Source organism: Chryseobacterium sp. c4a (assembly GCF_009900745.1).
Classification (GTDB): Bacteria; Bacteroidota; Bacteroidia; order Flavobacteriales; family Weeksellaceae; genus Chryseobacterium.
On record NZ_WXVU01000024.1, the window covers coordinates 1 to 14,260 of the forward strand.

Annotated in this window: 10 protein-coding genes; 2 read left to right on the forward strand and 8 right to left on the reverse strand. The window is 36.8% G+C overall.

Annotated features, from left to right (window positions below; translation table 11 throughout):
* The 7 genes from GTR01_RS22715 to GTR01_RS22745 form a co-directional block, all read right to left on the reverse strand.
* The coding region (locus tag GTR01_RS22715; RefSeq protein ID WP_228452327.1) for a DUF6443 domain-containing protein at nucleotides 1-524 on the reverse strand (524 nt) is incomplete at its 3' end.
* A gap of 142 nt (nucleotides 525-666) precedes the next feature.
* The gene (locus GTR01_RS22720) at nucleotides 667-4,218 is read right to left on the reverse strand and encodes a DUF5977 domain-containing protein (RefSeq protein WP_160140009.1); all 3,552 of its coding nucleotides are present in this window, start codon (nucleotides 4,216-4,218) and stop codon (nucleotides 667-669) included.
* 13 nt (nucleotides 4,219-4,231) lie between these two features.
* The gene (locus GTR01_RS22725) at nucleotides 4,232-5,899 is read right to left on the reverse strand and encodes a T9SS type A sorting domain-containing protein (protein WP_160140010.1); all 1,668 of its coding nucleotides are present in this window, start codon (nucleotides 5,897-5,899) and stop codon (nucleotides 4,232-4,234) included.
* Between the two features lie 281 nt (nucleotides 5,900-6,180).
* Nucleotides 6,181-7,638, reverse strand: a complete 1,458-nt coding sequence (locus GTR01_RS22730) for a TolC family protein (protein ID WP_160140011.1) — start codon at nucleotides 7,636-7,638, stop codon at nucleotides 6,181-6,183.
* Nucleotides 7,610-10,801 carry an efflux RND transporter permease subunit gene (locus GTR01_RS22735; protein ID WP_160140012.1) on the reverse strand — a complete coding sequence of 1,064 codons (3,192 nt, stop codon included), beginning with the start codon at nucleotides 10,799-10,801 and terminating at the stop codon, nucleotides 7,610-7,612. Before GTR01_RS22735 ends, GTR01_RS22730 begins: the two co-directional genes overlap by 29 nt.
* Nucleotides 10,802-10,822: 21 nt before the next feature.
* Nucleotides 10,823-11,905 carry an efflux RND transporter periplasmic adaptor subunit gene (locus tag GTR01_RS22740; protein WP_160140064.1) on the reverse strand — a complete coding sequence of 361 codons (1,083 nt, stop codon included), beginning with the start codon at nucleotides 11,903-11,905 and terminating at the stop codon, nucleotides 10,823-10,825.
* 149 nt (nucleotides 11,906-12,054) lie between these two features.
* Nucleotides 12,055-12,447, reverse strand: a complete 393-nt coding sequence (locus GTR01_RS22745) for a hypothetical protein (protein WP_160140013.1) — start codon at nucleotides 12,445-12,447, stop codon at nucleotides 12,055-12,057.
* Nucleotides 12,448-13,061: 614 nt separating this feature from the next.
* On the opposite strand from GTR01_RS22745, the gene GTR01_RS22750 reads away from it, so the two are divergent.
* Nucleotides 13,062-13,454: a hypothetical protein gene (locus GTR01_RS22750; RefSeq protein WP_160140014.1), complete on the forward strand. Its 393-nt coding sequence runs from the start codon at nucleotides 13,062-13,064 to the stop codon at nucleotides 13,452-13,454.
* Between the two features lie 36 nt (nucleotides 13,455-13,490).
* Nucleotides 13,491-13,922 carry an META domain-containing protein gene (locus GTR01_RS22755; protein WP_160140015.1) on the forward strand — a complete coding sequence of 144 codons (432 nt, stop codon included), beginning with the start codon at nucleotides 13,491-13,493 and terminating at the stop codon, nucleotides 13,920-13,922.
* A gap of 55 nt (nucleotides 13,923-13,977) precedes the next feature.
* Here GTR01_RS22755 and GTR01_RS22760 read toward each other — a convergent pair whose 3' ends face one another.
* Nucleotides 13,978-14,235 carry a SemiSWEET transporter gene (locus GTR01_RS22760; protein ID WP_160140016.1) on the reverse strand — a complete coding sequence of 86 codons (258 nt, stop codon included), beginning with the start codon at nucleotides 14,233-14,235 and terminating at the stop codon, nucleotides 13,978-13,980.
* Between the last annotated feature and the right edge of the window lie 25 nt (nucleotides 14,236-14,260).

Sequence of the window (14,260 nt, forward strand, 5' to 3'; positions counted from 1 at the left end):
TTGGTGGTATATTGGTATACTTCATTAGCCAGATTGACTTCATATCCAAAGCCTACAGGTTTATTGGCCCAGTCGTTACCGGGCTGAACTTGTTGTAAGATTCTGTCCAAGGGAGATTTTTCCAATACTTTCTCAGAATAGATCTTTTCGGAGCCATAAGAGTTTGTAGCACTGGATAACGGATCTGGAATGATCGCTCCATTCAGAGTTCCTGACTGAGGAATGGGTAAATAGTCTTTGACCTGTCTACCAAACGGATCGTATTCAATAGGGATAACCACATCTTTTCCTTGGGGAGAGGCTTTTACATTCACCAACTGCTTGGGTCTTCCCAGACCATCAAAATACTGAACAGTTTGGGCTTGTTTAGCCGCAGGATCACTTTGAGATTTTTCTTCTAGATAGGTTCTGGTATAAACATAATTTTCAGTGGAGGATCCGGCTAAACCATTAGGCAGCTGAACCTGGGCTTTTATAGTACCCATCAAAAGGATGGCACTTATGGGGATTATTATTTTTTTCATCGATTTTAGTTTTTATAATTTTTGATTCCTTTTTCACCTTGATCACAGGTATATTGTAACGCAGTTATTACCATTACCCATTTACTTTTTAACGATTTCATTTTCATGATAGAAAATCTTTTGAGATTAAACATAGAGCTCATTATTCTGCATAAAAAATAAACGACAACTGGTAATGCGGGATTAGTTGTTCATTTGAAGTATATTTTACAAAAACTTGCCCCATAGTATCTACATACACCGTCCAGATGGCATTGGGGTTATCTACTCCTATATCATATCTAAACATTTTGTAAATAGGAGAACATGACAATTGGATATCGGCAATCTTTACTCCTTTCTTCCAGTCATAATAAGATAAATTATTAAAATAAAGATCAATATTGACTTTCACTTTTCTATAGCCTATTTTCTCAATGCTCAATCCGTTCCAGAAATTACTAAACTCTATACATTGGGTCACCTCACAGCTTTCATATAAATTAGCTTCTGCCTGTCCTTGGGTCATCATATCCTGGTGCGCTTTACTATCTGCCTCCTGCTGGCTTGTAAAGGAAACATACCTTCCGAACGGAACGATATATTCATAATCTCCTCCTTCGGCTCCATTGGGACAATCATTTTTGGTAACATTCCTTTTCTTTTCATTACTATAGTAAATATCTTTTACAGGATCTATACTTGAATAATTATACGTAAACTCTTTGATGATCTTTTGATTGGAATCTTTAATATTCTGTAATCGATACAAATTATCATAACTATAATATTCTGTAACTCCTGTGGAAGGAGAAATAGTTTCTACACCGATGTTGGGCAAATAAGTATAAGCAGTTACCTGATGTTCAGGCAGCAACATTCTGATTTCTTTTTGAGCATTGATGATAGAACTATTGATCGTCGCATTATTTTCGCAAAGGCTGATCAGGTTCTCTATCTTAGAGTCTAATGCAGTATTACTTATGACACCGCCTTCTATTTTTAGAATAGGATATTTCCCATTGTACCCATAATAGTAATAATGATAGGTTCCGCCTTTGGTATGCCCCATCAGGATATTCCCATATTTGTCATATTTATCAATTGTCAGTTCATTTTCAACAGGGCTTCCATTCGTTGATTTATTATACATAGTAGGGAAAATATTCTGCGTATTGGTAGCTATTCCTTTATTGTTAAATACCGGAACCTTAGCATATTCAATTTCAGAGGTAATAATAGGTATTGCATCCAATTTATTTTCTTTTGAAATAATAGAATACTCCCTCTTACCAGAAAGCTCATTATATAAAGGTGTCGTTTTATCAAACGTATAGGTATAAAGTTCTTCTTCTTTCCTATTGTCAGGATAAGTAATCCATTTTCTTCTTAAAAACTGGTCTCCAAAATTGTCTTTTGGGTCATACGTATAAGATTCTTTGCTTTCAAGAACCTGTGCCCCTTCGTATGTCTTGGTAATTTTTTCCTTTAACGTAAAATCTGAATAATGGACTTCATAAGCATTGCCAGTTATAATATTACCGGTTTGACAAGCAGCCTGAACGCCATATTTAAATGCTTTGGCTTTTTGCGCCTGATTAAATGAATAAGTATACTTCTCTTCTTTCAGTAAAGCATTGTTTTCATTATAATAAGACCTTAATTGCAGTTTTCCTCGTTTGTATCCCATTTCATTTTGGGGATCCATAATGCTATATTCCTCAGCCAGTGTAGCTCCTTTTGTATTAGGATAATCTAAAGAACTGGTGAATTGATTAATCGTATATCCTTTGCCCGTTTCTTTTTCAATCACACTGCTATATTCAATAAAAGAACCCGAAAAATTAGATAAAGGAATGATAGAGTTGATACTAAAAGTCTTCCCGGTATACATTTGTCCAGAAGTACTTTTTACGCGCCAATCACTAAAGGAATACAAATTCTTTCTGGCTAATATTCCCGACGACAGGCCTGCATTAACGCCGGTGGTATATTGATAATCAACACTTTTCATTTCCTTAAAGTTGATATCATAATCTTTTTTTCTTTTGATCCTTAGCCCCCCAATATATCCATTCTCCGGAACAATCTGAAAACCTGTGCTTAACGCTTGTGCATACCGATGCGGTTCATATTCAAAAAAAGTTGATCCTTTTGTGGGGTAAATAATCCTGTTTAGGGCACCGTACTGAACTGCTGATGCATTTGTTTGCCTCATTCTGTAATGTATATTAGGGTCAAGAGAAAAGTCTTTCGCATTATAATACCCGAAATGATCGACCTGTGTAGATAAATACTTTGGCAATACATTTTCTTTTATATAAGAAAATTTGTACGATTCCTTATCGTTCAGATCCACTCTTTGCAGCATAAGCCTTGTAGTGGGGGAATCATCATAGTTAAAGCGGATCTGCTTTGAAAACCCTTTTCCGGCAATTGAAATATTGTCGAGTTTTCGCCACTTTAGCTTTTTAAGAATAACGTTTAGATTGAACCCATTATTAAAACCTTCAGCAGGATAATCAGGGGTTACCCCATCCATTTCATAGAAAATATAGAAAAGCTTCGATAAAACTTTATCACGGTTATAGGCTGTTGGCTGAAGCTGTTGCTCATAGGTAGTTTGTAAAGTAGGTTCAGAAGCCAAGTAATGAAGGGAATTGCTTTCTGATGAACTAAAGTCAAACGTGAGATCAGATTGTAGTGCCTTTATTTTTTTTAAATAAGAAGGAACAATAAGGCTTCCTGCCGCATACATCTGTCCCAGATAAGTAGTAGCGTTACACCCTGGGCTCAGCCCTCCTCCTCCGGGAACACGATAGTCAGCAATGGAGTAACTATTATAAAACGAGGCCTGATAACCGCCTCTTTCATACTCCAATGTGTACACTTCATTATTATATTTATCCAGAACCTTAGTCAGGTACCAGGCTGAAGAGAACATAATATTATTGGATTGGTTGAAAAAGTCAACAACATTAAACTCAATGGAATTCATATTACCTCCGAAAAAATACTGGTTACCCGCACCATCAGTAAGTTTAATCTTACCAATACTTTTGACCTGTGCCCGGCTTGGAGCAGCATAAGGATAGCCAACATAATCCAATCCCAAAGGCTTTATATTATCGGCAAGATCAATTTCTACTTTAAGATTACTATCCGAGGCTACTTTCCACTCACCATCTTCCCCCAGGAAAAATTTTCCACTCATTCCCAGAAAATTAAAAGTAAAAATATCCGGCTCAAGATCAGGGTCTCCGTTGTTAACCGAATTATTAGCAATATTTCTCAAATAGCTGTCATCTTTCCAGTATGGTACATTTAAAAGGGAGCGATTAAACAGATACCCTTGATAAACATATTTATCAGCTGATTCATTCTCAAATTCATCAAATTGTCTTCCCTTCATGTTTCGGGTGATCACGCCACCGGCATTTAATGACCAGTTCTGCCCTACCCAACCCGGATGGTCATTGACACGAACACCACCGGTATCATAATTCAGATTAATATCTAAAGGTATATTACCATCGTTTAAAGAATAAACCGGCACATTAATATCTGCTCTTCCTGTTGATAAATTCATAGGAATATCTCCATATTTCCCTAATGATGCAGCATTGGGAGACTGAATATTTTTAGGCAATTCCAGTGTTTGCCCCCACATCATTATCGCTGGCAATATTGCTGCCAGAGCTATTATTTTTTTCATGATTAATGTTTTTTTATTTCTTAATCAGCTTTGCATTCGCTGTTTTGTTATTATCCGTTTTTATCGTCACCAAATAAGCTCCCTGCACCAAAGCCTGGGTATTCATCTTAGTCACTCTGTTCTTTGTTTTAAAGCTCTGAAGCTGTCTTCCGCTCATATCATACAACATAATATCAGCATCCTTGAAGTCAAAGCCGATTTCTACATACGCATAATCGGATACCGGATTTGGATAGATCTTAATGTCATACTTCTCTATCAGCTCATTGACCTGCTTATCACCCAGTTTTACAATCTTCCAGTTTTCTTTACCCAATTCCTTGGCACTTGTTCCTGCTAAAACGATAGAGCCATCTCTGTTCAGTTTTAGATCAGAAAGTCTTTCTTCTTTTTGTCTGGACTCTCCACTCACATGTTTTCGCCATTGCTCGTTTCCATTTCCATCCAGGTAAAGCATCCAGAAGGTTTCGTCATTTTCTTGTATTCTTCCTTCTGCCTGGGTATAACCGCCTAATAGAATTCCCTTCGTGATATCTTGATTCTTGGTTCTTGGATCTTGGCTCTGTATCACACTCATTCCCATCAGGATATCACGGTTTTTGAAGTTGTAGGATTTTTGCCACTGTTCTTCGCCTCTTTCATTAAGAGCAATCAGCCATAGGTCTGTTCCTTCTTCAATCCCTACAGTTTTGTTCCCTGATCTTTCGGAACGAGATTCGCCGCCGATGATGTAACCATTTGAAGTTAAAGCCAACGTTCTGATATGATCGTCTCCTTTACCACCATAGTTCTTTTCCCATTCTACTTTTCCGTTTTTATCCAATTTAACGATCCAATAGTCGCCTTCACCGAAGTTTTCGCTTTGTTTCGAGGTGCGGGATACGGGGGTTGTGGTGTGGGGTTCGGGATTCGAGTTTTGAACGGTTGACACAGAACCCACATCTCGCATCCCGGAACCTTTCTCAGATCCCGAAGCACGAACCTCGGAACTCCTTGAATAAATTCCCAATAATGCTCCGCCGTCTTTCGTCGGAATTATTTTCTCTACTTCATCTAAGCCTTTTCCGCCTAATACAAGCTGGGAGAGTTCTTTGCCTTCTTTGTCCAGCCTGATGATCCAGACATCTTTAGAACCATAGCCTTTGGAAGAGTTTTGTACGTTTCCGGCAACGAAAAAGCCTAAATCTGTACTCTGAATTACTGCTTTGGCTTCTTCATCGGAAGCGCTTCCTAATGTTTTCTGCCAGATTTCATCGCCAAATTCATTGATTCGGATCAGCCAGATATCTGAACCGCCTTTGGAATCATCCTTCTTATCCAATCCTTTTCCAGAATACGATGTTCCAGCCAGAAGAAACCCTCCATCCTGAGTAGAGACTGTTGCAGATAAGTAATCATGATTATTTCCTGAGAAATGTTTTTCCCAGGCTTCTTCTCCTTGTTGGTTTAATTTAACCAAATGGAAATCGTAGCCGTTGTTTTGCTTACTGCCAGCCTCAAGCTTCCCGCTTCCTGACTGTATTGAACTTCCTGTAATAAGATATTGCTGATCGATTGTAGTGGTCACCTGGCTTAGAAAATCCTGAGTAGAGGATTGGATATCTTTTTGCCAGAGAACTTCCTGAGCTGAAAGCCCAAGAATGGTGCATACAGTACATGCACTGAGATAAATCTTTTTCATTCCCGTGTTATTTTGAGTTTAATGATTAGCTTTTCAAATTTGTGCAAATTTAACCCTTTTTATGCCTTAAAAATCACATTTATGCGATTTAATATGGAATATTTCCAAGTATAAGGATTTTTTGTTATGCTTCTACATCCTTCATTGATCCTACAAATCTACTACCGTATTGCGACAAAACACGTCGTAATAATTACCTTATTTCAATAAAAAAAGGGCCAGCTCCGAAGAGCCGACCCTCAAAACATTAACTGTTTATTGATTGAATTATGATGTTTTTTTTATTTCCATCCACCGCCAAGACTTTTATAGATGTCTACGACTGTACTCAGCTGTTTTTGTTTTGCCTCTATCAGTTCCATTTTAGCATCCAGTGCATCTCTTTGGTTCAAAAGAACTTCAAGATAATCCGCTCTTGAATTTCTAAATAACTGATTAGCGATATCAATAGACTGATCCAGAGCTTTCGTTTCCTGGGATTTCAATTGATAATACTGGTCTATATTTTTAACTTTTGACATCAGATTAGCAACATCCAGATAAGCATTTAAGATGGTTTTATCATATTCATATAATGCTTGGATCTGCTTGGCATCTGCAGTCTGAAAGTTAGCTTTAATGGCACTTTTATTAATTAACGGCCCGGCTAATTCTCCTACTAGATTATAAGCAATAGACTCAGGCATTTTAACCAGATAAGAAGGCTTAAATGCTTCTAATCCTAATGTCGCAGAAATTTCCAATGAAGGATAGAATTCTTTTCTTGCAGCTTCTACATCTAATTTTGAGGCTTTTAGTTCTAATTCTGCCTGTTTGATATCAGGACGGTTAGCCAGCAATTGTGATGGAATTCCGGTATACACTGTTGGTGGAATCGTAGACATAAAGTTTTCCTTTGTTCTGACAATCGGTTGTGGATACCTTCCCAACAGAGCATTGATCTCATTTTCTTTTTCAGTAATTTGCTGACGAATGGTGTATTCTGAAGCTTTGGACTTAGCCAATTCTGCCTCAAATTTCTTCACCGCCAGTTCAGTTGCTGCTGCCGCTTCTTTCTGAATTTTGGAAATTTCCAACGCTCTTTGCTGAAGTTTGATATACTGCTGTATAATATCCAATTGATTATCTAAAGCCAATAGTTCATAATAACTATCAGCGACTTCTTCAATAAGGTTAGACAGAACAAAATTTTTCCCTTCTACCGTAGAAAGATAATGAGCCACCGCTGATTCTTTTTCTGTTCTCAGCTTTTTCCAGATATCAACTTCCCAGCTTGCATTTAAACCTGCTTCAAAATTCCCTAATGGATCAGGTATAGGTTTCCCAGGTTCCATTTCTGTACTTGCATCTCCGGCTCCTTCACTTGTATAACGGCCTGCTTTTTTCAATCCGGCTCCTATTCCGGCAGAAACAGTAGGTGTCAACCTTCCTTTTTTAGCTAAAACGCCACTTTTAGCAATTTCAATTTCCTGAAGAGTGATCAGAAGCTCCTGATTATTCTTCAAAGCTGTTTCAATAAGCGTTACCAGATTAGGATCTGTAAAAAATTGTCTCCAAGGTGTTGTTCCGCTATTGTTATTAGCATCTTGTTGTTCTTCCTGATTGAAGTTTTGAGGGATATTTGTCTTTACCTCGTCTTTTATGACAGTCGCCATTGGTGCCTTACAACTTGCTAGAACAAGAGATAAGGCAATGGCAGTTATTATATTTTTAGTCTTCGAATTTTCCATCGTGTTCATAAGGTTCAGTTTGTTCTGTTAAAGGATTTTCTTCTTCATATCTCGCCAATTTGGATTTTTCTGCAATCGTTCCGAAGATATAGTACAACCCTGGAATAATCATTAACCCAAAGATGGTTCCTATCAGCATCCCTCCAGCCGCAGCAGTTCCGATGGTACGGTTTCCAATAGCTCCAGGCCCTGTTGCAATTACCAACGGAATCAATCCGGCAATAAACGCAAATGAAGTCATCAAAATAGGACGGAAACGAATCGCAGCTCCTTCAATCGCAGCCTGCATCACAGGAATTCCTTCTTCTGCCTTTTTCTGTACCGCAAATTCTACAATCAATACGGCATTTTTACCTAAAAGCCCGATAAGCATTACCATGGCTACCTGAGCATAGATATTATTCTCTAATCCTAAAAGTTTTAAGCAAAGGAATGCTCCAAAAATCCCCACTGGTAATGATAAGATCACTGGCAATGGAAGAATAAAACTTTCATACTGTGCAGAAAGAATCAAATACACAAATCCTAAACAAACCAGAAATACAAACACGGCTTCATTTCCACGGCTTACTTCATCTTTTGAAATCCCAGCCCAGTCAATACCAAAGCCTCTCGGAAGTGTTTTATCTGCAACTTCCTGAATCGCTTTAATAGCCTGTCCACTACTGTATCCCGGTGCCGGAGTACCACTCACCTGGGCAGAGTTATACATATTATGTCTTGTCATTTCAGATAGTCCATATACTTTTTCCAATCTCATGAAATCGGAATAAGGAACCATTTGGTCTTTATCATTTTTAACATACAGTTTCAATAGATCTGTTGGCAAAGCACGATATTGAGGCCCCGCCTGAACAATAACTTTATAAGGTCTGTCAAAACGGATAAAACTAGTCTCATAATTGGATCCAATTAGCGTAGATAAGTTATCCATTGCTTTCTCAATAGTTACTCCTTTCTGTTCAGCAAGATCATTATCTATCCTAAGCATGTATTGTGGAAAACTTGCAGAATAGAAAGTAAAGGCAGATCCCAGCTCAGGACGTTTCTTTAATTCTTTTACAAAATCATTACTTACCTGCTCCATTTTATGATAATCGCCACTTCCAGCTTTATCAAGCAATCGAAGCTCAAAACCTCCGGCTGCTCCATAACCCGGAACGGAAGGTGGTTGGAAAAACTCAATATTAGCTCCCGGAATATTCTTCGCTTTTTCTTCCAGCTTTTCTATAATTTCAGTAGCAGATTCTTTACGTTCATCCCAGCTTTTAAGATTAATAAGACAAGTCCCTGAGTTTGACCCGGTACCTTCCGTCAAAATTTCATATCCAGCCAATGAAGAAACAGACTGTACTCCATCGATATCCTCTGATTCTTTTAGAAGCTCTCTTGCAATCTGATTCGTTCTCTCTAAAGTAGATCCTGGCGGAGTCTGAATAATTGCATAGATCATCCCCTGATCCTCTGCCGGGATAAATCCGGATGGAAGTGAATTACTCAGGAAATAAGTTGCAGCGCAGAAAACTAATAACAGAGGTAATGTGAACATCTTTTTAGTTACTGTTTTGTTCAGCATCTTCTCGTACTTACCCGCTCCTTTTGTAAATAAGTTATTGAATTTATCAAGGAAGATGGTAATGGGTGTTTTCTTTTTCGCTTTTCCGTGGTTATTTTTCAGGATTAAAGCACACAAAGCTGGTGTTAAAGTTAAAGCCACAACCCCCGATAAGATAATAGACGAAGCCATTGTAATCGAGAACTGACGATAGAATACTCCAACAGGCCCTGACATAAACGCAATAGGAATAAATACCGATGCCATCACCAGAGTAATAGCGATAATCGCTCCACTAATCTCATGCATTGCTTCTTCTGTCGCTTTTAGAGGAGAAAGATTTTTCTCTTCCATCTTGGCATGAACGGCTTCTATCACTACAATAGCATCATCCACCACGACTCCAATCGCCATTACCAATGCAAAGAGGGAAATCATATTCAGTGTAATTCCAAATGCTGACATCACTGCAAAAGTTCCAACCAATGAAACCGGTACAGCTAATGCAGGAATCAACGTTGAACGCCAGTCACCAAGGAAAAGAAATACTACAATTGCTACCAATACAAAGGCTTCAAATAAAGTATGAACTACTTTTTCCATAGAGGCATCCAGGAATCTTGAAACATCATAACTGATCTCATAATGCATTCCTTTAGGGAAGGAAGTCTTTTCAAGATCCGACATCAAGGCTTTAACATTTTTGATAACATCACTTGCATTGGAGCCATAAGACTGTTTTACTGTAATCGCAGCAGAAGGTTTTCCATTCAATGTAGAATAGATATCATACATTGAGCTTCCGAATTCAATATCAGCGACATCTTTTAATCTTACAGATTCACCATTAGGTTTAGCTTTTAAAATAATATTTCCATAATCCTTTTCATTATTAAAACGACCTGGATATTTTAATACATATTCAAAAGACTGTGAGCGCTTACCTGAACTTTCTCCTGTTTTTCCCGGAGAAGCTTCCAAACTCTGCTCATTCAAAGCTTCCATCACTTCATCTGCTGAAATGTTATAAGCAGTTAATCTATCAGGTTTAAGCCAGATACGCATTGCATATTCACGGGTACCCAAAATATCTGCAAAACCAACACCGCCTATCCTTCTCAATTCAGACATAACGTTGATATCTGCATAGTTGAACAAGAATTTCTGGTCAGCCTTCGGATCATCACTATACAAGTTGATGTACATCAACATATTTGGTTCTTCACGGGTAATTTTAACCCCTTCACGAACTACCAAAGGAGGTAATTTATTAACTACGGAAGATACACGGTTTTGAACATTTACTGCTGCAACATTGGGATCTGTTCCCAGATCAAATACCACCTGAATGGAAGCTTCTCCATCATTTCCGGCATCTGAGGTCATATACTTCATACCCGGAACTCCGTTTAATCCTCTTTCTAATGGGATCACAACAGATTTAATCAACAACTCGTTGTTGGCACCGGGATATTCTGCGGTAATATTTACTTTGGGCGGAGAAATAGAAGGAAACTGAGTCACCGGAAGTTTTACCAACGACAGTATTCCTAAAAACACAATAATCAATGAGATTACAATAGACAGAACGGGTCTGCGGATGAATTTCTTAAACATACTACTTCATTTTAGAGACCACTACTCTGCTTTTAATTTCAATGACTTAAGAACCTTTTGAGGATCCTGGAATTTTGTTTTTACTTTTTGGTCATCCTTCACCTTCTGAACGCCCTCCAAAAGAATCTGATCTCCTTTTGAAATTCCCGAGCTTACAACATACAGATCCGGAAGTTCATAAGCCACTTTAATGTTTCTGGATTTTGCAGTACCATTTTTATCAATTACGAATACATATTTCTGATCCTGAATTTCATAGGTAGCTTTCTGAGGAATGATCAATGCATTGTGTACCGGCATCGTCATCTGTACTTTTCCGGTTTCTCCATTTCTCAAAAGTTTATCAGGATTGGGAAATTTAGCACGAAACGCAATATTTCCGGTTTCATTATCAAATTCCCCTTCAATAGTTTGAATTTCTCCTTTCTGTGTATACATTTCTCCATTTGCAGTAATCAGGGATACCTGGTTGCTTCCTCTGTCTGCAGCATGAGTCTGATAGCTCAGATATTCCGGCTCCGAAACATTGAAATAAGTGTAGATACTTGTATTATCTGATAATGAAGTTAGCAAATCTCCTTCATCTACAAGACTTCCCAATTTCAAAGGAATTCTGTTGATAATCCCTGAAAACGGAGCTTTAATATCCGTAAAAGACAGGTGAATCTGTGCCAGTTTCATTTCTGCATTGGCTGCATCCAGTTTAGCTTTAGCCATTGCTTTTTCATTTTTAGAAACAATATTGTTTCCGGCTAAAGTACTTGCATTTTTCAGTTCAATACTAGCTTGTTCTACTTCTGCTTTTGCTTTTAATAATTCTGCCTGGTACAGTTTAGGCATAATACGAAATAGCGTTTGTCCTGCATGTACATATTGCCCTTCATCTACAAAAATTTTCTCAAGGAATCCTTTTTCCTGAGCCCGAACCTCAATGTTCTTTACAGATTGAATCTGAGCTACATATTCCTTATTAATCACAGTATCCATTACTACCGGTGATGTTACCGGGTAAGTAGTTACTTCTTCTTTCTCCTCTTTTTTCTTATTGCAGCTTACAGCCAGTAAAAGAACGCTAAGCGCAATACCTGAGGCAACTCTTTTCATCATAATTCTAGAGTTTTATAAATCGTTAATGTTTTGAATAGAAATAAAATGGTAATAGAGAGATACTGCAATGTGATGATTACCAACATACACAACGCAAAGCTTTCCCACCTGAAATCAGGCAGAAGATCATTGGAAAAAATGAATTTTTAAATTCTAATAGAACGAATCAGAATAAACTTCTTGGCAGTGAGCCCAAAAATTAAACCGTGAATATCTGGTTTAAACTGTTTTTTACTTTTGAGTCCAAAAATATAAACAAGACTGAAAATTCCAGCAAAAACAATAATCGTCTGAAATATATCAGACAGCTGAAAACTATTTTCGGTGAGTTCTAAAGTTGAATTATCATCTATGGTATCTGAGGTCATCTGCTGAATAGATAATTTTTCATACGTCTGATTCAGTCGATTCGCTCTTTTAGGGAGATGATGAGAAACATGACCTGAATAGTCATTTCGAAGTGTTTTAACATTGAGCTTGCTCTCTACTACAAAGAGCAGAAATAGACTCGTTAAAAAAAATACTATAAAGTTTCTCATTTTGAAGTGGCAAATGTACACTTAGATTATCATATCTTCATAATAGATTAACAAAATTTAACTCTCCTTTAAATAACCTGAATTAGAAACCTTATTAAACATCAAATCATTTGAAAAATAAATATTTATAAATAAAAAATGTTCCTTACCACGACCATAATACTTTTTGATTCTTTATTTTTTCATGGGCTTATGTCCTGTTTTTTGACATTTTATTTCGAATCTTCTTATTATTTAGGGAAAACATCAACCTAAAAAACTAAACTTTATCATGATTTCAAATTATTAGTATAAGCTTATTGTTATTCTCTTAATTTTGAATTATTTTTGCCGAAAATTTACACAACAAATGAACAAAGAAAAAACACCCTCTATTCTCCTGAATATAAATCGGTTAAAAAAACAGTATAAATTCCCTCAATCCTAAATTTCTTACTCTAAATAGTCAGTTTCTGTTTCGTTGAAGAATGTGTTAAAACAGGATGAACAAAATTCATTAAATAAAAACACAATGTCAGTTTATGTAAAATTAACATATAATTACCAAAAATATTTGTATTTTTATATAGTATTAACACCATAATTCATGAAACACTTTAAAATCACTTATCATTATGAAAAAATTATTTACATCCCTCCTTTTTGGACTTGCAATTCTTTCCTCAACAGCGTGTAAACATCCCGGAAAAGAAGCAGAAACGGTTACCGCTGTTACTCCTGAAAATACTGATAACATTTCAAAAGATGTATATGTTGACAGCTATGGAGAAAAGATAGAAGTCACTATAAATCGTACTAAAAATACAGCATCGGTACATTTAAACGGTAAAACTTATGACCTGAAAAAAAGTGATGCTTTACCTGAGTATACAGCCTCCAATGAAGAGTATCAATACTCTGATATTAAAGGAAATATCACTTTCTTAAAGAAAAACGTAGACATGGTGCTTTTCCATCTTAAACAGGCTAAAAAAGAATCAGGCCCGGCAAAAATGGCATCGTATTAGCATATACACAAACAGTAAAATTAAAATTTAAAATTTATGAAAAGCTTGTATTACTATTTATCCGCTCTTTTTCTAGCTGTATTTCTTGTTTCTTGCCAGACACAGACTGCTCAGAAACCAACAACAGATATTACAGGAAAGACTTGGAAATTAACGGAGCTTAATGGTCAGCCGATCAAATTAAAAAATCCAAAGAACAATCCTTATTTCAAGCTTGACATGAATGGAATGAGATATGAAGGTCATGCAGGATGTAATGGATTAGGAGGTACTTTTGAGATCAAGCAGGATGTTATGAGAATCAAATTTAACCAAGGAATGTCTACAATGATGGCTTGTGAAGATCTTGATATCGAAAATCAGTTTACAAAGGCTATCCTTGCAGCTGATAACTATTCTGTAAACGGGAATACATTAACTTTAAACAAAGCAAGAATGGCTCCTTTAGCGAAGTTCGTTCTTGAATAAGAAAACAATAATTAGATTTAATATAAAAAGATGTCCTTGTATGGGGACATCTTTTTTACTTTTTATCATACTTTATATAGCAAATCAAAAGGCTTATATTTACCAACACGGCAAATGCGTTTGACAAAATAATAGGAAATTCATCTTTTTTAAAACCATACCATACCCATAAAGACAACCCTGAAATAAGTACCAAAAGCATAAGCAGGGAAATGTCTTCTACATTTTTCTCCCGGATTACTTTTACAAGTTGTGGTATCATGGATACGGAAGTCAGTACTCCTGCAATAATCCCTAATAGGTTTTCATTCATAAAATACTGTTGTTAAAATGGCTTT